A 21,271-nucleotide genomic window follows, 5' to 3' on the forward strand; every position below is an offset into this window, starting at 1 on the left:
CGCGGGGCCGATCCAGGCACCAGCGGTACCTGGATCGGCCCCGCGGCACCCGCGCACACTGGGGGCGTGGACAGACGAGAACTGGCGGGCTTCCTGCGCAGCAGGCGTGAGCGCATCACCCCTACCGACGTGGGTCTGCCCGCCGGGCCGCGGCGCCGTACCCCGGGGCTGCGCCGCGAGGAGGTGGCGCACCTGGCGTTCATCTCGACCGAGTACTACACCCGGCTGGAGCAGGCGCGGGGCCCGCGCCCCTCACGCGAGGTCATCGCCGGCCTGGCCCGGGCGCTGCGCCTGTCGGACGCCGAGGGCGATCACCTGCACCATCTCGCCGGCGCCCCGCCCGGCCCGCCGGCCGGGCCCTCACGTGACGTGCGGCAGAGCATCCTCGACCTGCTGCGGCGGCTGCCGCACGCCGCCGCGATCGTGCTGTCCGCGACCTACGAGGTGATCGCCTGGAACGACCTGGCGGCAGCTCTCCTGGAGGACTTCTCCGCGCTGCCCCGGCGCGAGCGCAACCTCGTGCGCCGTGCCTTTCTCGTACCGCCACCGGGGGAGCGGCCGCCGTACGACCCGTCCGAGGCGGAGGCGTTCGCCCGTGCCGCGGCCCGACACCTGCGTGCCACCGCCGCCCGCTACCCGGACGATCCCGAGGTGACGACGCTGGTGGACGACCTCCTCGCAGGCAGCGCGGAGTTCGCCCGGCTGTGGGCCGCCCACGACGTCAGCGCCCAGCCCGCCCTGCGCAAGACCGTCCACCACCCGCTGATCGGCCCCGTCACCGTCAACTGCGATGTCCTCGACATCACCGACCGGGACCAACACGTCGTGATCTACACGGCCGAGCCCGGCTCTCCCGCCGAGGAGGCGCTACGGCTGCTGTCGGTGATCGGCACGCAGCGCATGGACGTCCCGGGCTGAGCCGAGCCGGGGGCGCTCCCGCAGTCGGGCGCCGGGCCGCGAGAGGGAAGGGCAGGACGGGGAGCAGGGCCGCGCCCACGTCAGGCGTGTGAGCAGGCCGGCGGCGAAGGCTCCGAGCAGGGTGTCGAGGCCGGACGCGACGGACAGTCCGAGCATGGCGGCGAGCCGCAGCATGACCAGGCGGACCGCGAACTGTCCGCTGGTGTGCAGCGTGGTGGCGACGATGCGGGCGAACCACGGCGGGCGTGGACGCATCGCCCGGTAGACGGCGCCGGCGGTCACCGCGGCGAAGGCGGCTCGGCTCGGTCCGGACCGACCGCGGCGGCGGGTGGACGGCATGACCTGACTGTCGATGACCGGGCGAGGGCCACTAGGCTGCGGGGCCCCGGAATGATCACCGTTCCCGCACAGAAGTGGACCCCGATGCCCACCACCGACGGTCCGTCCACCGCCGACAAGCGTCTGGACCCGCAGGAGATGGTCGTCCTGCACCGTGTCTTCCGCCGCGAGATACCGCTCCTGGCCGACCTGGTCGAAACCGCCGTCCCGGGGGACCGGCGGCGTACCGCCGTGCTCGCCGACCACCTCGACCTGGTGCTCGGCGCCCTGGGCGAACACCACGAGGGCGAGGACGACCTTCTGTGGCCCAAGCTGCGTGAGCGTGCGGCCCCCGGTGACAGCGTCGTGGCGCGGATGGCCGACCAGCACGAGGCCATCGCCGCCGCGCTCGCCGCAGCCACCGACCTGTCGCACCGCTGGCGCGGCCGGGCCGACCGCGACACCGCCCTGCGCCTTGCCGAAGCCCTGCGCGCACTCGACCGGCATGCCGTCGCCCACATGGACGACGAGGAGGCGCACCTCCTGCCCCTGATGGCCGACCACATCACCGCCCGGGAGTGGTCCGAGGTCGGCGAACGCGGACGCCGCAGCGTCCCCAAGTCCAAACTCCTGGTCTTCCTCGGCGCGATCCTCGAGGACGCGACCGCACAGGAACGGCAGCTGTTCCTCTCGCACATGCCCGCCCCCGCCCGCCTCCTGTGGCGCACGCTCGGCATCCGCCTCTACCGGCGCACCACCACCCGCGTCCGCCGAACCGACGCCGTGGTCCCCCCGGCCGCCTAGGACTCCTGCGGTCGACTTCCTGCGCGGGTGCGGGGCGGGTGGCCGCAGTCCCGGGTGGCCGCAGTCCCGGGTGGGTGCACCACACCCACGCCCCGACCCCTGAGGCGGGTCTAGCGTGGCGGCCATGGAAAGCGACAACGGGCTCGGTGCGTACCTGCGTGCTCGCCGTGCGATCATCACGCCGCGGGACGTCGGGCTGCTCGACGGCGGGGACCGGCGGGTGCCGGGACTGCGGCGGGACGAGGTGGCGCTGCTGGCCGGGGTGAGCACGGACTACTACATCCGTCTGGAGCAGGGCCGTGAGCGCAACCCGTCCGAGCAGGTGCTCCGGGCGATCGCCGCGGCACTGCGGCTGGACGGCGCCGCGGCGGGGCACCTGTTCCGGCTCGGCCTGCCCGTCTTCGCCGCGGCGGCCGCGGCACCAGCCGTCGCCCCGGAGTTGGTGCGTCTGATGCACGGCATGCGCGACGTGCCGGCCTTCGTGGTCGGCGCGGCGCAGGACGTGCTGGCCGCCAACGCGATGGCGTGCGAGCTGTACCGCGGGTTCGCCCGGTACGACAACCTGCTGCGAATGATCTTCCTCGACCCGTTCGCGCGGGAGTTCTACGTCGACTGGGACAAGGCCGCGCACACCGCGGTGGGCAACCTGCGGGCGTCCTCCTCGCAGTTCCCCCAGGACGAGCGGATCGAGCGGATCGTCGGCGAACTCGGCGTGCGCAGCCCCGCTTTCGCCGGCCTGTGGGCCCGTTACGAGGTCCGCCCCCGCGTGCAGGAGGACAAGCACTTCCGGCACCCCCGGGTGGGCGAGGTGCGGCTGCACTTCGAGGCACTGGCCGTCACCAGCGCCCCGGGCCAGCACCTGTCCGTCTACAGCGCGGAACCCGGCAGCGCCAGTGCCGACGCCCTGGCCCTGCTCCGCCGACCGGCCGAGCAGGGACCGGCCCCCACCGTTCAGGAAGCCTGACCGGCCCCAGCTCCCGTCGACGTCCTGGACCACCACGCCCGCCCCCGGCCTCGGCCCGTCCCCCGGGCGCCGGTGGCTGCGGCCGCTTCCCTGCGCACCGGCCGGCCCGCCCCACCCACTCACCCGCCCACTCACCGAAGAAGGCACTTCACGCCATGCTGCTTCCCTCCACCGAGGCAGGCCGGGGACGGCCCGTCGTCCTGCTGCACGCCCGCCCCACCGACCGCACCATGTGGGACGCCCACCTCCCGCTGCTCGCCGAGGCGGGCCTGCGGGCCATCGCCCTGGACCTGCCCGGCCACGGCGACGCGACCGTGCCCGACCGCCGCGAGGCGGCCCCCTGGTCCGACGTGCTCGACACGCTCGACCACCTCGGGGCCGACCGCTTCGTGCTCGCCGGGAACTCGCTGGGCGCCCTGGTGGCACTCCAGGCCGCCGTCACGGCACCCGAGCGGGTGGAGGGCCTGGTCCTGGTCGGATACCGGCCCCACGACCAGCCCGCCTCCCCACGTCTGGACGCCGCCTGGCAGGCCGAACGGACGGCGCTGGCCGCCGGCGACCTGGACGCCGCGGTGCAGGCCGGCGTCCAGGCCTGGACCTGGGCCGGGGCCGCCGAGGAGGTACACGCGCACGCCGCCCGCATGCTCCACCGCCGGCTGGCCGAACAGCCCACCCACGGCGAACCGCCGCAAGCGGCGGATCCCCTCGGCACGGGCCCGGCGGCGCTGCGCACGCTCAGGGAGGTGCCCGCTCTGGTCGGCGTCGGCGAGTACGACATGCCCGACTTCCACGAGGGCGGCGAGGCTCTGGCCCGCGACCTCGATGCGGGGCGGACCACCGTCATCCCCGACGCCGGCCATCTCGCGCCGCTGGAACAGCCCGTGGCGTTCTGCGCCCTGCTCCTGGACTTCGTCCGCCGCCTCCCGCAGCGGTCGTTGCCCGCGCACCGGTACGCGTAGGCCTTCCGCCACCCGCGTCTCTCGCGGCCCGTACCGGCCATGGCGCGAGGGCGCCCCCGGGCGGGACGCGAGGGCGCCCCCGGGCGGGACGCGAGGGCGTCCCCGGACGCCGCTTCCCCGCCCCGGGGTTGATGCGGATCCGCCCGCGTACGTCACGTCGGTGACGGCGCCCACCCGAGCTGCCTCACCGCGCCGCGAGGCGGGCCGCGACCTCCTCGGCGGGACGGCCGGCGTGGAGGCCGAGCACGTCGGCGATCAACGCGTCGAGCGGCGGCCAGGGCAGCTCGCCGTGGTCGTTGTAGAGCACGACCAGGCCGTGCAGTGCCGTCCAGAGCAGCAGCCCGTCCTGCCACTGCCGGGCAGGGGCGGGCTGCTCGCCGCCGTGCTGCCGGACGGCGGCGAGGGAGGCGATGACGGAGCCCAGCAGGGCCTCGCCGGCGTCGCCGGCGCCGTGGTCCTGGGGGAGGGCGAGGTCGGCGGGCATCCGGCCGCCGAAGAGCGTGCGGTACTCGCCGGGGTGCTCGACCCCCCAGCGCACGTAGGCGGCGCAGCGGCCGGCCAGGTCGTCGAGGGGGTCGGCGGCCGGTGCGGCGGCCTCGTCCATCAGGCGGGCGAGTTCGGCGTAGCGCAGGCGCAGCACGTGCCGGACCAGCGAGCCGAGGTCGGGGAAGTGGCTGTAGATGCTGGCGGGCGCGACCCCGACCTCGCGGGCGACCTGCCGCAGGGTCAGCGTCTCCGGCTGGTCGAGGGTGGCCAGCAGGTGGGCCGCGGCCGCGACCAGCTCGGCCCTGAGCACCTGCCCCTGCCCGCGGGGGTTGCGTCGGCGGCGCGGGGCCTCCTCACCGCCCATTCCCGGATCCTCCCCTGTCGGCGACGGAAGATCACTTTACCGTTCGGCGTCGCGCGGCCGCCCCGGTCGTGCGCGGTGGACCTCGGTCCGGCGCGGCGCAGGGCCGGGGATCGCCCGGGCCGGCCTTGACACCCGTAACCAACACCTGTTCACTCAACTAACCAACACCTGTTCAGTTACGGAGTCGTCATGCGCATCGCAGTCCTCGGCGCGACCGGGCGGGTCGGCCGCCTGGTGGTGGAACAAGCGCTCGACCGGGGCCACCGGGTCGTCGCCCTCGTCCGCAGTCCGCAGCAGTACGACCCGCCCGCGCGGGGCCGGGTCGAGGTCCGGCGGGCGGACGTGACCCGGCCGCAGGAGTTCCCGGAGCTGGGCGACGTGGACGTGCTCGTCTCCGCGCTCGGCATCAGCAAGGGCGACGGCCCGGGCACCCTGCTCGCCGGCGCGCGACTGCTGGCGGCCCTGCCGGTCCGCACGCTCTGGCTCGGGGCACTCGGCTCGGGCGCCTCCACCGGCGCCGGCGGCCGGATCTACCAGAGCGTGATGAGGATGTTCGTCGGCAAGGAGCTGGCGGAGAAGGGCGCGGCCGACACGATCGTGCTGGCCGGCGGCGCCACCGTCTTCCACGCACCCGACCTGTGGGTCGGCGAGCCCCGCGCGGCCCGCCGCAACGTGCCCCTGGCGCAGTACCCCAAACCGCTGCTGCCGCCGCACGCCTCCCGCGCCACCGTCGCCGCGCTCATGCTGGACGAGGCCGAACTGCCCACGGCCGGAGCCGGCATCCTCGTCCCGACGGCGGGCGCGTGATGGCGGGCTACATCGCGATCGAGGAGGCCATCGCGATCCCGGGCCTCGCCGAGCGCCGCCCCCCGTTCCCCGTGCCGGACGGCCTGGACCCCGCCTTCGTCGCCGACGTGACCCGGCGGCTGCCTGACGTCACCGGCCTGAGACTGCCGGACATGGACGCCCACGGCATCGCCGTCCAGGTGCTGTCGCTGACCGTCCCCGGCATCGAGGCGGACCCGGACCCGGCACGCGCGGTGGCCAACGCCGGCTACGTCAACGACTCGCTGGCCGCGATCGTCGCCGCGCACCCCGACCGGTTCGCCGCCTTCGCCGCCCTCCCGCTGCAGGACCCGGCCGCCGCGGTCGCCGAACTCCGGCGCGCGGTCGGCGAACTCGGCTTCAAGGGCGCCCTGGTCAACGACCACGTCCAGGGCAGGTACCTCGACGACCCCGCCTTCGACGCCGTCTGGGCCGCCCTGGTCGAGCTCGGCGTCCCGCTCTACCTGCACCCGGGCATGCCGCCCGCCGACTCCTGGCACGTGCTGTCCGGGCACCCGGAGATGAACGGCGCCCTGTGGAGCTGGCAGGCGACGACAGGCGGGCACGCCCTGCGGATCGTGCTCTCCGGGGTCTTCGACCGCCACCCCCAGGCCCGGATGATCCTCGGCCACGCGGGGGAGTTCCTGCCGTTCCAGCTGTCCCGGTTCGACTCCCGGTACGCCACGCTGAGCGTCCCCACGCCGCTGCTGCGCAGCCCGTCGCAGTACTTCGGCAGCAACGTGCTGGCCACCACCAGCGGCGTGCACTCGCCGGCCGCGGTCGAGGCGCTGGTGCACGTACTCGGCCCGGAGGCGGTGCTCTTCGCCGTCGACTACCCCTACGAGAAGACCGGCGCCGCGGTCGCCGCCCTGGAGCGGACCGCCCTCCCGCCGGAGGTCAAGCACCGCATCGGCTCGGCGAACGCCCGCGCCCTGCTGCGCCTCTGACCGCCCGCCGGACCGCGACGCCGCGGCCCCGGCCGCACCTCCGGCCCGGTGCCGCAGTTGCGCTCCTTCGGGGGGCCGCGAGGCTGCTGCGCCGCCTCCGGGAAGTCGTCGAGTTCCTGGAGCGCGTGCTCGCCAACGCCCCCACGCCGGTCGCCGGGGCGCTGCGCGGCATCCCGATCGGCCGCCGCGACGAACACCGCCTGCCCGCCACGGTCGACGAGGTGCCCGCGACCGGAGCGACGAGGCGGCGCCGCGCATCCCCGGCTTGCACATCACGGCAGGGCCCGTCCGCACCGACGCCCTGCTCTGAGCGTCCCGGGGCGGAATCACGCCGACACCGAACCGCAGCCCGTGGATTGCGCGACGGGGGGGCGTCAGGAGGCGGTCGGTGGTGCGAACAGTGCCTGGACGGTTTCGGTGGCCAGGTCTCGCAGCCAGGCGTGGGCGCGGTCGTCGTCGTAGCGTTGGTGCCACAGCAGGTACAGGGGGACCTCGGGCAGCGGGAGCGGCAGCGGCAGTGTGGCCAGGCCGAGTTGTTCCCGGGCCGCGCGGGTGACCGCGTCGGGGAGGGTGACGACCAGGTCGGTGTGGCGGGCGAGTCGGAGGGCGAAGGCGGCGGTGGGTCCGGCGGCGACGACGTGCCGTTGGAGGCCGTGGGTGGCCAGGGCGTCGTCGATCGGGTCGCGCAGGCTTCCGCGTCGCGAGACGGTGAGGTGTTCGGCGGCCGCGTAGCGCTCGGTGCTCAGCCGGCCTTCGGTCAGGGGGTGGTCCGGCCGGACGGCGACGACCAGCCGGTCGCTGCCGACGAGGCGGTGGCGGATGTCGGGGAGCGTCGAAGCGCTGGAGCCCGATTCGAGGTCGACCTCGCCCCGGCGCAGCTCGGCGTCGTCCGTGCCGGGTTCGGCCGACAGGCGCAGTCGGACGCCGGGGGCCTGGCGGTGGACGGCGGTGGTCAGGGCGGTGCCGCAGGCGGTGGTCAGGGCGTCGTGCCAGCGCACGGTGAACACCCGGTCCAGGGCTGCCAGGTCGAGTTCCTCCTGCGGGGACAGGAGGTGGTGGGCCTGCTGGACGAGGGCGTGGACCTGGGCGCGCATGGTCAGGGCGCGGGTGGTGGGGACCATGCTGCGGCCGGTGCGCACCAGGATCTGGTCGCCGGTGACCTTGCGGAGGCGGCCCAGGGAGCGGCTCATCGCCGGGGCGGTGACGTGGAGGCGTGCTGCGGCGCCGGCGACGCTGCCCTCTTCCAGCAGGGCGTCCAGGGCGGTGAGCAGGTTCAGATCCAGTTGCATGGCAGTAACTCTACAAGTGAACAGCATGCACTTGTTGTTAATGGTTGGTGGGGCCTACCGTCGACGTGCCGGAGCGGGACGAGCCGCCCGCACCCATCGCACCCAGGGAGTCCGCCATGAGCACCGCCATGCCTTTCGCCGCCGAGACGACGCTGCTGGCCGAGGTGACCGCCGCGGTGAGGACCGCGGGCCGCACCCTGCGCGAGCGCCACACCCCGCACGCCCGGGGCGTGAGTCTGGACGAGGTCGTCGCCGAGATCCACGCCAACGACGACGCCGTGCTGGACGTGCTGCGCGAGCCGCTGCTGCAGGCCCGGCCGGGGTCGCAGTGGGCCGAGGACGAGCTGGCCGGCGGTGCGCTGCCGCCGGGGGAGTGGTGGGTCGTCGACCCCGCCGAGGGCAACATCAATCACGTCCACGGCATGGAGGACTGGGCCGTGACCGCCACCCTGGTCCGCGACAACCGGCCGGTGCTCACCGTCGTCCACCTGCCGCTGAGCGGCGACACCTACACCGCGGTCGCCGGCGGCGGTGCCCGCCTCAACGGCCGGCCCCTGCAGGCGTCCGCCAAGACCGATCTGGGCGCCGCGCTCGTCGGCACCGGTCAGGCCAGGCCCGGCGAGGACGAGCGCACCTTCCGGCGGATCGGCGACTCCGTCACCGCCATGCTCGTCAACGGCCTGGTCGTGCGCGTGTCCGTTCCCGCCACCATGCAGCTCATCCACGTCGCGGCCGGACGCACGGACGCCTTCTGGCAGTTCTCCGACGTCCGCTCCGGCCTGGTCGCCGGTGCGCTGCTGGTCTCCGAGGCCGGAGGCACCGTCACCGACCTGACGGGCGCGCCCTGGAACACGGGCAGCCGCGACTTCCTGGCCGCCGCCCCCGGCATCCACACCGCCGCCCTCACGGTCCTGTCGCCGATCGCCTGACCGCGCACCCGCACCCCACCCCCCTCACACCGCCCCCCGCACCCCGCACCCCGCACACCGCACACCGCCCCCCTCACCCCTCAAGGAGCACCACCCCATGACCAGCATCGGCATCCTGGGCGCCGGCCGGGTCGGCGCCAACCTCGCAGGCAGGCTCTCCGCCGCCGGACACCACGTCACCCTCGGCGTCCGGAACCCGGAAGGGAGCGCGGCCCCCGCCGCCGGCCCCGCCCCGCGGATCGCCTTCGCCGACCAGCGCACCACCGCCCGCACCGCGGACGTCGTCATCAACGCGACGCCCGGCGACACCTCCCTGGACCGCCTGGCCCGCCTGCGCACCGAGCTCGCCGGAAAACTCCTCGTCGATGTCTCCAACGCCACCCGCGACGCCGATGACGGCCTGCCCGGTGACCTGTGCTACCCCGGCAGCAGCCTCGCCGAGAAGCTCCAGGCCGCCCTCCCCGACACCCGCGTGGTCAAGACCCTCAACACCATGCTGTTCATGGTCATGACCGCTCCCGAAACCCTGGCCACCCCACCGACCGCCTACCTCTCCGGCGACGACCAGGACGCGAAGAAGACCGTCACCGGCCTGCTCGGCGACCTGGGCTGGCCGCCCGCATGGATCGAGGACCTCGGCGGCATCACCACGGCCCGCGCCACCGAGGCCATGGTCCTCGTGGTCCCCCACCTCCTGCGCCGACACGGCTTCGAGCCCTTCGCCGTCTCCCTCGCCCGCTGACCACGAACGACTCCGTTCCCGTGGACGGGAGCCGGTCTCGGGTCTCCACCATGCCGTCCCGGCCGGGCGCGGCCGCTCAGGTGTGCTCGCTGCTGCGGAAGGCCGCGCGGTAGCGGTGCGGGCTGGTGCCGGCCACCCGCTTGAAGCGCTCGCGGAAGGCGGCCGAGGAACCGAACCCGACCTGGCCGGCTATGCGCTCGACGGTGTGGTCGGTGTTCTCCAGGAGGAACTGCGCCCGTCGGATCCGGGCCCGCAGCAGCCACTGCAGCGGCGTGGTGCCGGTCTGCTCGCGGAACCGTCGGCTGAAGGTGCGCCCGCTCATGCCGCTGTGCCGGGCCATGAGGTCGAGCGTCAACGCGTCACCGAGGTGCTCCTCCAACCAGACGAGCACCGGTTCGAGGGTGGCGCCCTGCGGGACGGGCGGCTGCGGATGGACGATGAACTGGGCCTGGCCCCCTTCGCGTTCCAGCGGGGTGACGGCCAGCCGGGCCGCCTGGGCGGCGACCGCGGAGCCGAAGTCGCGGCGGATCATGTGCAGGCACAGGTCGAGCCCCGCGGAGGCGCCCGCGGAGGTGAGCAGTCGCCCGTTGTCGACGTAGAGGACGTCGGGGCGCACCTCGACCGCGGGGAAGCAGCGGGCCAGAGCGGGGGCGGCGGCCCAGTGCGTGGTCGCCGCCAGCCCGTCGAGCAGGCCGGTCAGGGCGAGGTCGAAGGCGCCGGCGCAGATCGAGGCGACCCGGGCGCCCCGGGCCGCCGCCTGGCGCAACGCCTCCAGCACCTCCGCGCCCGGCGGGGGCGCGCCCTCCGCACGGCCGGGGACGATCACGGTGTCGGCGTCGGCCAGCGCCTCCAGGCCCCAGGGGATGGTGATCACGAATCCGGCCGCCGGTACCTGCGCACCGGGGCCGCACACCCGCACCTGATAGGGCCGGCGCCCGTCCGGCAGCCGGACCCGGGTGAACACCTCCAAGGGAGTGGCGAGGTCGAACGGGATGACCCGGTCGAGGGCCAGGACCGCGACGGTGTGCACCGACGTCTCCTCAACTTCGGACGGGCCAGGACGACTTTCTTCGTGCCCTACGGTTTCACGACGGCGCAGGCGGAAGGAGCGGCGGGTCTGCCGGCCGCCCCGCCGGTACCGGAGCGCCCCCTTCGATGCCCCGGCCGATCGCTCGGCGGTACGGGCCCGGTGGCGAGAACCAGAGGGTTCCGGTCGGTTTCCCCGCTGTTCGCCGCGCCGGCCCGGTTCGTAGCCTCCCCGTATCGACCCCCGACGACAGGAAGGCTCATCACGTGAGCGACCAGAACGACGAGGCGCGCGCCGCCACCCGCCGCACGGTGCTGCGGCGCGGCGCCGGAATCGCCGTCGGCGCGGCGTCCGCCCTCTCCACCACAGCGTTCACCGCGCCCACTGCCGTGCAAGGCCCCCGGCCGACGCCCGGCCGCGCCTCGACCCCCCGCAGCGGCGGCCTGCCCGCGAGCGTGGCCGGGATCCGCATACCCGACACCCGACTGGCCCGCGAGACCGTGGCGTTCGCACGCGGTACGTGCCCCGAAACGCTCTTCAACCACGTCATGCGGACGTTCCTCTTCGGCGCCCTGCTCTTCGAACAGCGCGGAGCCCGGTACGACCACGAACTCGTGTTCGTCGCCGCGCTCCTCCACGACCTGGGACTGGTCGAAGCGTTCCGGACGCCCACCGAGCGTTTCGAGGTCGACGGCGCCGACGCGGCGCAGCGGTTCCTGGAACAGCGGAAGGTGACCCCTCCGCGCGTGGCGCTGGTCTGGGACGCCATCGCCCTGCACACCACCGTGGGCATCGCCGCCCGGAAGAGGCCGGAGATCGCCCTGATCTCCGTCGGCTCCGGACTCGACTTCACCGGGAACGGCCTGGAGAAGATCCCCGCCGACGCCCGCGCCGACGTGCTGTCCGCCTTCCCCCGCGCGGGATTCAAGCAGGCGGCACTCGACCACATCCTGTCGCTGTGCCGGACGAAGCCGATGGCGGAGGTCATGCACCCGTTCGCCGAGGTCGGCCGGCGCCACCTCCCGCACTTTCCCGCACCCACCGTGGAGGACCTGCTGCTCGCCTCGCCGTTCGAGGAGTGACACGGCCGGTCGGCGGCAGGCATGCGCTTCGCGGCCCGGGCCGCGAACCGCCGTCCGGGGCACAGGACCGCCATGACACGGCGGTACCCGCAGAGCGAGATCGCCCGGCTCGCCGCCGCCGTCGGCACGCCCGCGACCGCGACGCGGCGTCAAGGTCGAGCCCCGATCAGGATCGTTCCGTCCCGCCGGACGAGTGAATGCGACCCGCGAGGTGCGCGGCGCCCGCCGGGCCCGTCCCGGGCCGTCGAATACTCGCGCGGTGGGGCGGACGGCCGCCCCCGCCCGGACGAGGGAGGACCCAGATGCACCGCCACGGCGCAGCCCGCCGCACCGCGACCCGGCCCCGGCCGCACTGCGCCGCGCCCCTGCTGGCCGGCCTGCTGCTCGCCGGGTGCACCTCCGCCGCCGCCACCGACCCGGCCGCCGCTCCCACCGGCCCCACCTCCGGCTCCACCTCCGCCCCCGCCACCGCACCGCCGGCCCCGTCACCCCAACTGACCGACCAGCAGGTGAACTCCGCCGTCGACCGGATCGACGCCTACGTCCAGGACGCCATGCGCAAGACCGGCGTGCCCGGACTCGCCCTCGCCGTCGTCCACAAGGACAAGGTCGTCCACGCCAAGGGCTTCGGCGTGCGCGAACTCGGCAAACCGGACGCCGTCACCCCCGACACCGTCTTCCAACTCGCCTCCGTCTCCAAGCCGATCGCCTCCACCGTCGTCGCCGGAGCCGTCGGCGGGAAGACCGTGAAATGGGACGACCCCATCGCCGCCCACGACCCCGGCTTCACCCTCGCCGACCCCTGGGTCGGCGACCACGTGACGATCGCCGACCTCTTCTCCCACCGCAGCGGCCTGCCCGACCACGCCGGCGACCTCCTCGAAGACCTCGGCTACCCGCGCGACTACATCCTCCAGCACCTGCGCGACCAGCCCCTCGCCCCCTTCCGCGCCAGCTACGCCTACACCAACTACGGCCTGACCGAGGCCGCCGTCGCCGTCGCCAAGGCCAAGGGCGTCGCCTGGGAGGACCTCGCCGCCGACACCCTCTACAAACCGCTCGGCATGAACTCCACGAGTTCGCTGCGCTCCGCCTACGACACCGCCGCCAACAAGGCCGTGCCCCACGTCCACAACGGCAACGGCAACGCAAGCAGCGGCAGCACCGGCTGGCAGGTCAGCGCCACCCACAACCCCGACCCGCAGTCCCCGGCCGGCGGCGTCAGCTCCACCGTCCAGGACCTCGCCCGCTGGATGCGCCTGCAGCTCGCCGAGGGCACCTACGAGGGCCGGCAGGTCATCGACCGGGCGGCCCTGAGCGAGACCTGGCTGCCCCACAGCCTCTCCAACCCGCCCGCCGCACCCGCCGGCAACCCGGGCCAGTACGGCCTCGGCTGGAACGTCAGCCGCGACAACGGCGGCCGGCTGCGCCTCAACCACTCCGGCGCCTTCGAACTGGGCGCATCCACCGTCGTCACCCTGCTGCCCGCCGAGCAGCTCGGCATCGTCGTGCTCACCAACGGCCAGCCGACCGGCCTGCCGGAGGCGGTGGCCGAGGAGTTCTTCGACCTCGCCGAGGCGGGCCACGAAACCGTCGACTGGCTCACCTTCCTCGGCAAGGTCGTCCCCGCCGCCGCCCTCACCGGCGTCTCGCCCACCGACTACACCAAACCCCCGGCCGGCGCCGCCCCCGCCAAACCCGACGCCGCCTACGTCGGCACCTACGCCAACGGCCACTACGGCCCGCTGACGGTGAGCACCGGCAACGCGGGAGGCCTGACGATGAGCCTGGGCCCGAACGACCTGCAGTTCCCGCTCCAGCACTACGCCGGCGACGTCTTCAGCTTCCAGACCCGCGGCGAGAACGCGGTCGGCCTCTCCGGCGTCACGTTCACCGTGGGCGCGGACGGGCGCGCCACGAAGGTCACGGTCGAACAGCTCGACCACGACGGCCTGGGCACCTTCACCCGCAGCTAACACCTGTCTGCTGACCGCGCGCTTCGCCCAGCCCACAGGCCGGGTCACGGACGGGACATCCGTCCTCGTCCCGGACCACGGCGCAGCCCGTGACCTCGTGCTCGCCGGGCCGGCACGCCATGCCCCTTTCGCCCGGCGTCCGGGTTCGCCACACTGGCCGCCGTGTCTCGAACAGCCATCGCCAGGACTCCCGCACAGGTCCGCCGGCTCACCACGGCCGCCTTCTTCGGGCCGCCGCTGATCGTCGCGTCCTCACTGCTGATCGCCAACCCCGACTGGGAGGCGTACGGGATCGTCGGCGGGACGCTGGCCCTGATCGCGACGCTGACGCTGGTGGCGATCGCCGCACCCGGCGCCTGGCTGACGGCCGGCGGGGCCGTGCTGGGGACCGCGGCCCTGGTGGCGCCCGGGTTCGTGCTGCACGGGGAGGTGCTGGCACACCAGGGGCAGAAGGTGGACGTGCGGGTCACCTCGGTCACCGTGGGGCACGGCAGGAACGGGCAGCCCGCGGACACCTGCCACCTGGCCCGGGTGGACGGCAAGCCGCTGAAGCACGCCTGGATGGACGGCGACTTCTGCGACGGCCCCGGCACGGTCGGGGAGACCGAGCAGGTCCTGGTCGACCCGTACGGGTGGTCCTCGCCGCAGCCGGCCGACACGGACTACGGCGGGATCGACGTCGCCGCCGGGGCGGCTGCGGCGGTGCCGCTCCTGCTCGGACTGGTGATCCGACGCGCCCGGCGCAACGGCCTGCGCCGGACCGCCGCCGCCGGCTGACCGAGGGCACCACCCGCCACCACCCGCCGTCGCGTCGAGCCCAGCCGTGACCGCTCCCTGCCGTAAGGCCGTCGCACACCGTGACGGACCGAACGCAACCGGGATCCGTCCTCGACGTCCCGGCCGTCCTCGACGTCCGGTCGGCCTCGACCCGGCCGCCGAGGACGCCCGGCTTGGCCCGTCGCCCGCCGGTGCGCCCCGCTCGGCCCCGCCCCCGACGAGGCGAAGGTGCCGGGCCCTAACGGTTCGGCGGCCGAATTCGGTTCACGAATTCAGGAAATTTCCCCATCATTTCTCGGGAAGGCGGGGCGAACCGGACATCCGGCGGGTCGCGGGACTTCTACCCGAACAGCCCGTTGACAGCAGCGCCGAAGGGGAGATTTACTGGCGCCCAGCGCACTGAATTTCCGAATTCAGGCATTCGTTTCATGGAGGTGACACGCATGAAGATTCTGTTTGCGATCCGCAACACGCTGAGCGGTCAGGAAAGCCTCAAGAAGAAGGCCTGGTACTTCTGGTACTAAGCCGAGGAATTCGTCCCCGCCCCCCGGGCGGGGACGAACCCGGCATCCTTCCCTTCCGACCGACGACCCGTCAGCCCTGCCGGCCCCGGAGACCGCCATGCCGCTCACCGCCAGCTCGCGCACCCGCACCACGGTGTTCGCGCCGCGCCTCGCTGCCCTGATCCGGGACCACCTGGGCCGGGACGTGTTCCGCCTGGAGCCCGACACCATCGGAGTGGCCGGCCCCGAGGCCATGGACCGCATCCTGGCCGCCCGCCGCGCCACCGAGACCGAGCGGCCCACCTTCAAGCCGCTGCACGGCCGCTCGATAGGCCGCCCCGAGGCCGCCGAGATCATGCGGACCATCGGCGCCGACGTGCGCGCGGCCCTGAAGAACCCCATTCCGGAGAATACCGACCTGAGCGGCCCGTGGCCGATCACCGGCCATTTCTTCCTGCGCGACCTCATTCTCGGGAATGACCCGTACCGGCTCCGGCTGCTGATGAGCCGCTATCTCGAATTGACGCCGAAACTCACCTGGTCGGTCATCGCGGCCGGCGCCGCACTGCCCCGGCGCCCCCGACGGGACGACCGGCTGACGGCCCTGGCCGGCCTCTTCACCGACGCCGCCGACTACCAGGACCGCCGCTATGCGATGGGGATGTACCGGCGCGCCGCCGCCCCCGTCTGCTTCACCGTCTCCACCCTGGTCGCCAACGCGCTCTGGCTCGGTGCGCCGTTCGACGAGGACGTCTCCAACCGCAACCTCATCCACGAGTCGGCCCGACTGCTGCCGCCGTCCTGGAACATCCTGCGCTACGCCTCCCCGGAGTACCCCGCCATCGACCAGCGGATCGGGCCGGCCGACGACGTGCTGGTCCTCCCGCTGCTCTCGCACCGCGACCCCGCCCTGTGGGACGCCCCGGACACGTTCATCCCCGAGCGCTGGGACTCGATCGACCCGGACACCGCCCCCGGCTACCTGCCGTTCGGCCACAACTCCGAACGCTGCTGGGGCCGCCACATGGTGATGCCGCTGGCCGAACTCCTGCTCGACCTGATCCGGCGCCAGGGCCTGACCGTCGACCCGCAGCAGCAGCGGGCCAAGGTGCCGCTGGTCGGACTGCTCGGCGTGGAGGAGGTCCGACTGGTCGGGGGCCGGCATGGCCGCCGCTGAGCCGACCGCCCCGTCGCCCGGGTCCGCCGCCGCAGCCGCCGCTGAGCCACCCGTCACCGAACCGGCGCCGATCGGCGCGGAGTTCTTCGCCCACCAGCACCAGGAGTACCGGCGCTGGCGCGAACAGGGCGTCGTGCGCCGGGTCCGGTTCGGCGAGCCGGTGCCCATCGAGGGCTGGCTGGTCACCGGCCACGCCGCCTGCCGCGCCGCGCTGGCCGATCCCCGGCTGAGCAAGGAGGGCGCCGCCGAGCGGTACGGCGCGCTGCTCGGCAACACCGAGGGCCCCGGCGCCGGCCTGATGCACCACATGCTCAACACCGACCCTCCCCACCACACCCGGCTGCGCAGACTGGTCCAACAGGCCTTCACCACCCGCCGGGTGGCCGAGCTGCGCCCCCTGGTCGAAGCCCGGGTCGACCGCCTGCTGGACGCCCTGGCGGGCCGCGCCGAGGCCGACCTGATCGCGGACTTCGCACTGCCGCTGCCCCTCGGGGTGATATCCGACCTGATCGGCGCACCTGCGGACGGCCGCACCGCCCTGCAGGTGCGAGGCAACGCCGAGGCCGAGGGCGACGGCGAAGTCTCGGTGCCCACCGCCGAGTCGATGCTGCGGCACATCCAGGAGCTGCTGGACCACAAGCGCGAGCACCCGGCCGACGACCTGCTCAGCGGCCTGTTGGCGGCCCGCGACGGCGACGACCGGCTGACCGGTGCGGAGATCACCTCGATGTGCTTCCTGCTGGTGCTGGCCGGCCACCAGACCACCGTCAACCTGATCGCCAACGGCTTGCTCACCCTGCTCGACCACCCGGAGGAGCTCGCCGCACTGCGCGCCGACCCGGGCCTGATGGCCGGTGCCATCGACGAAATGCTGCGCTACGAGAGCCCGTTCGCGATCGCCTCGCTGCGCTACACCACCGAGCCGGTAATCATCGCCGGCACCCGGATCCCGGCGGGGGAGTTCGTGCAGCTCGGCCTGCTGGCCGCCAACCGCGACCCGGCCGCCTTTCCGGACCCCGATCGGTTCGACATCACCCGGGACGGTACCGGGCACCTGGCGTTCGGCCACGGCATCCACCACTGCCTGGGCGCGCCGCTGGCCCGGCTGCAGGCCGAGGTGGCGTTCGGCCGGATCCTCCGCCGCTGGCCCGCCCTGCGGCTGGCCGAGCGGCCGGTGTGGCAGGAGAACCCGAGGCACCACGGACTGCTGCGCCTGCCGGTGCTGCTTGGCTAGTGCCCGGAAGGAACCGCCCGATCCCGATCCCGATCCCGATCCCGATCCCGATCCCGATCCCGAGCCCGAGCGCGATGCCGAGCCGGCCCGCAGCGGGCACGTGTTCACGGGTTTCGATGCCACCGGGGTGCTCGCCGTCGAAACCTGACGGCGCGCACCTGCCCCGCCCCTTCGAATTCCCGACCGAAACGTCTTGCGTTGGAGCGCACTTCACGTCCTAGGTTCGGAAGCATGCGATACGTCAAACTCGGAGCGACCGGACTGGAAGTCTCCGCCCTCACCCTCGGCTGCATGAGCTTCGGCGAGCCGGACCGGGGCGGCGAGCCCTGGTCGCTGGGCGCGGACGCCAGCCGGGACATCATCAGGCAGGCCCTCGAGGGCGGCGTCAACTTCCTCGACACGGCCAATGGGTACAGCGCCGGAAGCAGCGAGGAGATCGTCGGCCAGGCGGTCAAGGACTTCACCCGGCGCGAGGAGGTCGTTCTCTCCACCAAGGTCTGGATGCGGATGCGCCCCGGCCCGAACGGCGCCGGGCTGTCCCGCAAGGCGATCTTCGCCGAACTCGACGCCTCCCTGGAGCGACTGGGGACCGACTACATCGACCTGTACCAGATCCACCGCTGGGACTACGACACCCCGATCGAGGAAACCCTCGAGGCGCTGCACGACGCGGTCAGGTCCGGGAAGGTGCGCTACATCGGGGCCTCTTCCATGTACGCCTGGCAGTTCGCCAAGGCCCTGTACCTGGCCGACCTGAACGGCTGGACCCGGTTCGTGTCGATGCAGGACCACTACAACCTCATCCACCGGGAAGCGGAGCGGGAGATGCTCCCGCTCTGCGCCGACCAGGGCATCGGCGTGATCCCGTGGAGCCCGCTGGCGCGGGGCAGACTGACGCGGCCCCGGGACGCCGCCACGGCGCGCGCCGAGACCGACGAGGGCGGCACGATCCTCTACCGCGACGAGGACCAGGCAGTGGCCGAGCGCGTCCACGAGATCGCGGGCAAGCGGGGTCTGTCCGCGGCCCAGGTCGCCCTGGCCTGGGTCATGCGCAACCCGGTGGTGACCTCGCCCATCGTCGGGGTCACCACGCCGGCCCAGCTGGCCGACGCGCTCGCCGCGGTGGACGTCGAACTCGACGACGAGGAGGCCGCCTACCTGGAGGAGCCCTACCAGCCGCACGAGGCCGCCTACCTGGAGGAGTCCTTCTACAAGCCGCGCCCCGTGGCGGGCTCCCGGTAGTCCGGGCCGGCGCTCGTACGGTCGCCGCTCGTCGCCACGCGCTCGCAGGCCCTGGCCGTGCTCCCCGGCCGCCAAGGCTGATCCCGCCTACCCCGTGGCCGCCGCCTCGGCCGCGTGGACAGGGTCCTGCCCCACGGCGGCTCGCTCCCACGACGGGCCACGGCCGGGGGACCAGTGCCGCTGGGACCGGGCCGGCGCCCCCCTGGCACCGCCCCGGACCAATCCGGGCGGCATCGCGGCGCCCGCCCGCGGACACTGGAGGGGCCGGTCCGCGTCCGAACCCCCGAGCGGGCAGCGGACCGGCCCCCGGAGCCGGCGTCAGCGCCGGGTCACCCCGGCGTGCCGCCCGGCGACGTCCGCCGCCGGGCCTCCAGGCCGGCGCCCGCCCCGAGTCCGACTCGAGGTCAGCAGGAGTCGCCCACATCGATGCGCAGGCCCGTGATGGTCGGCGAGCCGATCGTGGACGAGTACATCTGAGCGTTGGGGCTCACGCAGGTAGTGAACGAGTTGCCGTTGGCCGTGTACTGGATCTCGACGCTGTCCTGATTGCGGGTGTTGATGACGCTGAACGGGGTCCTGGGGCTCACGTACTGGAAGTAGCCGGTCTGGTCCTTGTACGCCGCCGCCGGGCTCCCGCTGGTGGTGTTGTTGCTGTAGATGCACACGTACGGGTAGGGGCACGAACCGTAGCTGGTGGCACTCGCCGACTGCGCCGCACCGATCACGGCCAACGGTGCCAGGAGTACGCCCGCGACAACCGCCCCGACTGCCCGCTTGTTCACGTTCTTCATCGTTACCTCCCTGGAGCGCGGCCGACCTCGGCCCGCGCATGATGATCTTGATGTCTTGCGTATCCGTAGCCTGCGCCGGGGCCCGCTACGTGGTCCTGGAACAATCCCTCCGCCCCCGACGGCCGGAAGATCCTGCGCCGGCGCAACGCCGACGCCCGCCCACCCCGGCGTCCCGGCCGCCCAATGACGCGAACGCGCCCCCGCCCGCAGCGAGCAGGTCATCCGCCGGGGGCAGGCCCCTCCCCGCTGCCGGATCATCACCCTAGGACGGCCCGGGGCCCCCACCGCACGCCACAGGCCGTCCCACCGGGCGCCGGTCCCGTCCCACGCCGCTGACCTGCGCAGTGGGACGCTGGTCGGGCGAAATCGGAGACGCCCGGGGATCCCAGCGGAGCCGCGTACTACGAGCTGCCCTGGGCGCGGCCGGCCCCGGACCGAGCGACCGCACCCGCAAGGGACACTGTTCGACGGCCTCGACCTCCCGGGCCACCACCGGAGAGACCGGGAGGAGCACGCCCAGCCGCGCCGCCCCCGCGCGGTCGACGACCACGCGGGCCGCCAGGTCGAGCCGCTGTCGGTGCAACCTGGCAGTGTCACCGGCCACGAACGCCGAATCGCCGCCCGCCCGCTCCTGGCTCCGGGACTTCCATGGCGGTCACCTGCTCGAGGGCTACACCCTGACCTTGGTCCGCGGACTGTCGCCGCGCGAGTACCTCGGCCGCATCGGCGCAGAGGAACGGGGAGACATCGACGGCTTCGACGCCTTCATTGCCCGGGACCGGGAGTTCCAGGACGGCGAGGCCGAATGGGGCGACAACATGTTCGTCGGCACCACCCTCGTCCACGGCGAAGACGCCGACTGGGTTCTGGCAGTGGAGATCAACGGCGGCATCGAGATACAGACCGACGCCATGGAACACGCCACCCTCGGCACCCGGGGCGTTTCCCACTTCCGCAGCCCCAACGCCATGTCCCTCTTCTCCTGGTGGGAGGACGGTGAGTTGCGCACCCGCTTCGAGGGCCCCCTCCACCGGGAGGGCAGGACACCCGACGACCTCCTCGACCTCATGCACCACGCCGGGTTCGACTTCGCAAGCGGCGGCCATGACCTCGAGCACTACGTCGCACTCGCCACGATGCTCACCGGCGTCCACCTGACCCCGAGCACGCTCGAAACCAGCGCCTACTCCACCGGCATCGTCGAGATCCCCGCCCAGGACTGATCCCGCCCAGGACTGATCCCGCGGCACGGGGCGCCACCGGGACCCCACGGACCCGGCCGTCCGCCTCGGACCCGCAGTCGCCGACAGGCCTCAGGGGCCCGCGGTGGCCGTCCGGTTGAGCGTGGTGTGCAGCCGACGCACCGCGCGTTCGGCGTCGGCGAGTTCCTCCGGGGTCGGCACGACAGTGCCGAACGACCGCGGCGGGTCCGCGGGCAGGGCCCGCCAGTGCAGGACGGGCGTGAACACCGTGCTGGCCCGGGAGAGGAACCAGGCCAGCTGGCCGTGGGTGCGGGCGGTGCCGATGGCCAGGACGGCAAGCACCTCGCGAAGACGCTCCAGACGGTCGATGACCGCCAGCCGCTCCTGCTCGGCGGCCGGACCCACCTGCTCCGCGAGACCCTCCGCGGTCTTCCTGGCCAGCGTGGTCTCCGGAGGCGCGAGCTCCCACAGGCCACCGCGGACCTGCTGTTCGGCCTCCGCGGCGAGGACCGCCACCTGGCTGCACAGGGAAAGACGCGGCGGCGGGGAGCCGGCCGGCTGAGCTGGATACGGGGTCATGGCGGCCCTCCCGGAGCGCACGGCACCCCGGGACGGGTGCTCCCTCCACCCTCGTCCACCCCGGCACCCGCCCACAGCTGCGGGAGCGAAGCATCGACCCCCGCCGAGCCGCCAGAACGAAACCCGGGAGTTTCCC

General features: G+C 73.7%; 22 protein-coding genes and 1 pseudogene. 17 read left to right on the forward strand and 6 right to left on the reverse strand.

What is annotated here, in order from left to right:
• Positions 1-66: 66 nt before the first annotated feature.
• Positions 67-918: a helix-turn-helix transcriptional regulator gene (locus IF30_RS0132375; protein ID WP_030245114.1), complete on the forward strand. Its 852-nt coding sequence runs from the start codon at positions 67-69 to the stop codon at positions 916-918.
• Positions 919-999: 81 nt separating this feature from the next.
• On the opposite strand, the pseudogene IF30_RS45830 reads toward IF30_RS0132375, so the two are convergent.
• Positions 1,000-1,215 (reverse strand): annotated as a pseudogene (locus tag IF30_RS45830) (cation:proton antiporter); the annotation flags it as partial.
• Between the two features lie 126 nt (positions 1,216-1,341).
• Here IF30_RS45830 and IF30_RS0132385 point away from each other — a divergent pair.
• The 3 genes from IF30_RS0132385 to IF30_RS0132395 all read left to right on the forward strand — a co-directional run bounded on the left by IF30_RS0132385 (position 1,342) and on the right by IF30_RS0132395 (position 3,963).
• The gene (locus IF30_RS0132385) at positions 1,342-2,040 is read left to right on the forward strand and encodes a hemerythrin domain-containing protein (protein ID WP_063752884.1); all 699 of its coding nucleotides are present in this window, start codon (positions 1,342-1,344) and stop codon (positions 2,038-2,040) included.
• Between the two features lie 124 nt (positions 2,041-2,164).
• The gene (locus tag IF30_RS0132390) at positions 2,165-3,004 is read left to right on the forward strand and encodes a helix-turn-helix domain-containing protein (protein WP_030245123.1); all 840 of its coding nucleotides are present in this window, start codon (positions 2,165-2,167) and stop codon (positions 3,002-3,004) included.
• A 155-nt stretch (positions 3,005-3,159) separates the two neighbouring features.
• Positions 3,160-3,963: an alpha/beta fold hydrolase gene (locus IF30_RS0132395; RefSeq protein ID WP_030245124.1), complete on the forward strand. Its 804-nt coding sequence runs from the start codon at positions 3,160-3,162 to the stop codon at positions 3,961-3,963.
• 184 nt (positions 3,964-4,147) lie between these two features.
• Here the strand turns inward: IF30_RS0132395 and IF30_RS0132400 are convergent, their stop codons facing one another.
• Positions 4,148-4,813 carry a TetR-like C-terminal domain-containing protein gene (locus tag IF30_RS0132400; RefSeq protein WP_051711697.1) on the reverse strand — a complete coding sequence of 222 codons (666 nt, stop codon included), beginning with the start codon at positions 4,811-4,813 and terminating at the stop codon, positions 4,148-4,150.
• A gap of 189 nt (positions 4,814-5,002) precedes the next feature.
• Here IF30_RS0132400 and IF30_RS0132405 point away from each other — a divergent pair, with 189 nt between their 5' ends.
• Positions 5,003-5,620: an NAD(P)-dependent oxidoreductase gene (locus tag IF30_RS0132405; protein ID WP_030245126.1), complete on the forward strand. Its 618-nt coding sequence runs from the start codon at positions 5,003-5,005 to the stop codon at positions 5,618-5,620.
• Positions 5,620-6,585 carry an amidohydrolase family protein gene (locus IF30_RS0132410; protein ID WP_030245128.1) on the forward strand — a complete coding sequence of 322 codons (966 nt, stop codon included), beginning with the start codon at positions 5,620-5,622 and terminating at the stop codon, positions 6,583-6,585. The genes IF30_RS0132405 and IF30_RS0132410 overlap by 1 nt, the downstream gene beginning before the upstream one ends.
• 374 nt (positions 6,586-6,959) lie before the next feature.
• On the opposite strand, the gene IF30_RS0132415 is transcribed toward IF30_RS0132410, so the two are convergent.
• Positions 6,960-7,874 (reverse strand): LysR family transcriptional regulator, encoded by a 915-nt coding sequence (locus IF30_RS0132415; RefSeq protein ID WP_030245132.1) that lies wholly within the window; start codon positions 7,872-7,874, stop codon positions 6,960-6,962.
• Positions 7,875-7,990: 116 nt separating this feature from the next.
• Between IF30_RS0132415 and IF30_RS0132420 the strand changes: the two genes are divergently transcribed.
• Both IF30_RS0132420 and IF30_RS0132425 read left to right on the forward strand, forming a co-directional pair.
• On the forward strand, positions 7,991-8,803 hold the full coding sequence (locus IF30_RS0132420; protein WP_030245133.1) for an inositol monophosphatase family protein: 813 nt from the start codon (positions 7,991-7,993) through the stop codon (positions 8,801-8,803).
• A 97-nt stretch (positions 8,804-8,900) separates the two neighbouring features.
• Positions 8,901-9,545, forward strand: a complete 645-nt coding sequence (locus IF30_RS0132425) for an NADPH-dependent F420 reductase (protein ID WP_030245136.1) — start codon at positions 8,901-8,903, stop codon at positions 9,543-9,545.
• A 76-nt stretch (positions 9,546-9,621) separates the two neighbouring features.
• Here IF30_RS0132425 and IF30_RS0132430 read toward each other — a convergent pair whose 3' ends face one another.
• Entirely contained in the window at positions 9,622-10,575 is a 954-nt protein-coding gene (locus tag IF30_RS0132430) for a GlxA family transcriptional regulator (RefSeq protein ID WP_030245138.1), read from the reverse strand.
• 263 nt (positions 10,576-10,838) lie between these two features.
• Here IF30_RS0132430 and IF30_RS0132435 point away from each other — a divergent pair, with 263 nt between their 5' ends.
• The 8 genes from IF30_RS0132435 to IF30_RS0132465 all read left to right on the forward strand — a co-directional run bounded on the left by IF30_RS0132435 (position 10,839) and on the right by IF30_RS0132465 (position 18,563).
• Complete coding sequence (locus tag IF30_RS0132435; RefSeq protein WP_051711698.1) at positions 10,839-11,654, forward strand: HD domain-containing protein; 816 nt, start codon at positions 10,839-10,841, stop codon at positions 11,652-11,654.
• 302 nt (positions 11,655-11,956) lie between these two features.
• Entirely contained in the window at positions 11,957-13,630 is a 1,674-nt protein-coding gene (locus IF30_RS0132440) for a serine hydrolase (RefSeq protein WP_051711699.1), read from the forward strand.
• 162 nt (positions 13,631-13,792) lie between these two features.
• On the forward strand, positions 13,793-14,407 hold the full coding sequence (locus tag IF30_RS0132445; protein ID WP_030245148.1) for a hypothetical protein: 615 nt from the start codon (positions 13,793-13,795) through the stop codon (positions 14,405-14,407).
• 443 nt (positions 14,408-14,850) lie between these two features.
• On the forward strand, positions 14,851-14,931 hold the full coding sequence (locus IF30_RS50855; RefSeq protein ID WP_355676402.1) for a tryptorubin family RiPP precursor: 81 nt from the start codon (positions 14,851-14,853) through the stop codon (positions 14,929-14,931).
• A gap of 97 nt (positions 14,932-15,028) precedes the next feature.
• On the forward strand, positions 15,029-16,087 hold the full coding sequence (locus IF30_RS0132455) for a cytochrome P450 (RefSeq protein ID WP_030245149.1): 1,059 nt from the start codon (positions 15,029-15,031) through the stop codon (positions 16,085-16,087).
• The gene (locus tag IF30_RS0132460; RefSeq protein ID WP_078891878.1) at positions 16,074-17,321 is read left to right on the forward strand and encodes a cytochrome P450 family protein; all 1,248 of its coding nucleotides are present in this window, start codon (positions 16,074-16,076) and stop codon (positions 17,319-17,321) included. The genes IF30_RS0132455 and IF30_RS0132460 overlap by 14 nt, the downstream gene beginning before the upstream one ends.
• Entirely contained in the window at positions 17,314-17,469 is a 156-nt protein-coding gene (locus IF30_RS48200) for a hypothetical protein (RefSeq protein WP_158835646.1), read from the forward strand. The genes IF30_RS0132460 and IF30_RS48200 overlap by 8 nt, the downstream gene beginning before the upstream one ends.
• 83 nt (positions 17,470-17,552) lie before the next feature.
• Positions 17,553-18,563 (forward strand): aldo/keto reductase, encoded by a 1,011-nt coding sequence (locus tag IF30_RS0132465; RefSeq protein WP_030245154.1) that lies wholly within the window; start codon positions 17,553-17,555, stop codon positions 18,561-18,563.
• Between the two features lie 404 nt (positions 18,564-18,967).
• Here IF30_RS0132465 and IF30_RS0132470 read toward each other — a convergent pair whose 3' ends face one another.
• The gene (locus IF30_RS0132470; RefSeq protein WP_030245156.1) at positions 18,968-19,354 is read right to left on the reverse strand and encodes a hypothetical protein; all 387 of its coding nucleotides are present in this window, start codon (positions 19,352-19,354) and stop codon (positions 18,968-18,970) included.
• Between the two features lie 590 nt (positions 19,355-19,944).
• Here IF30_RS0132470 and IF30_RS0132475 point away from each other — a divergent pair.
• Positions 19,945-20,577 (forward strand): DUF6461 domain-containing protein, encoded by a 633-nt coding sequence (locus IF30_RS0132475; protein ID WP_051711700.1) that lies wholly within the window; start codon positions 19,945-19,947, stop codon positions 20,575-20,577.
• 90 nt (positions 20,578-20,667) lie between these two features.
• Here IF30_RS0132475 and IF30_RS0132480 read toward each other — a convergent pair whose 3' ends face one another.
• Entirely contained in the window at positions 20,668-21,135 is a 468-nt protein-coding gene (locus IF30_RS0132480) for a hypothetical protein (protein ID WP_234322929.1), read from the reverse strand.
• Between the last annotated feature and the right edge of the window lie 136 nt (positions 21,136-21,271).

Origin of the sequence: Streptomyces sp. NRRL S-350 (genome assembly GCF_000719705.1) — a bacterium.
Lineage (GTDB): Bacteria > Actinomycetota > Actinomycetes > Streptomycetales > Streptomycetaceae > Kitasatospora.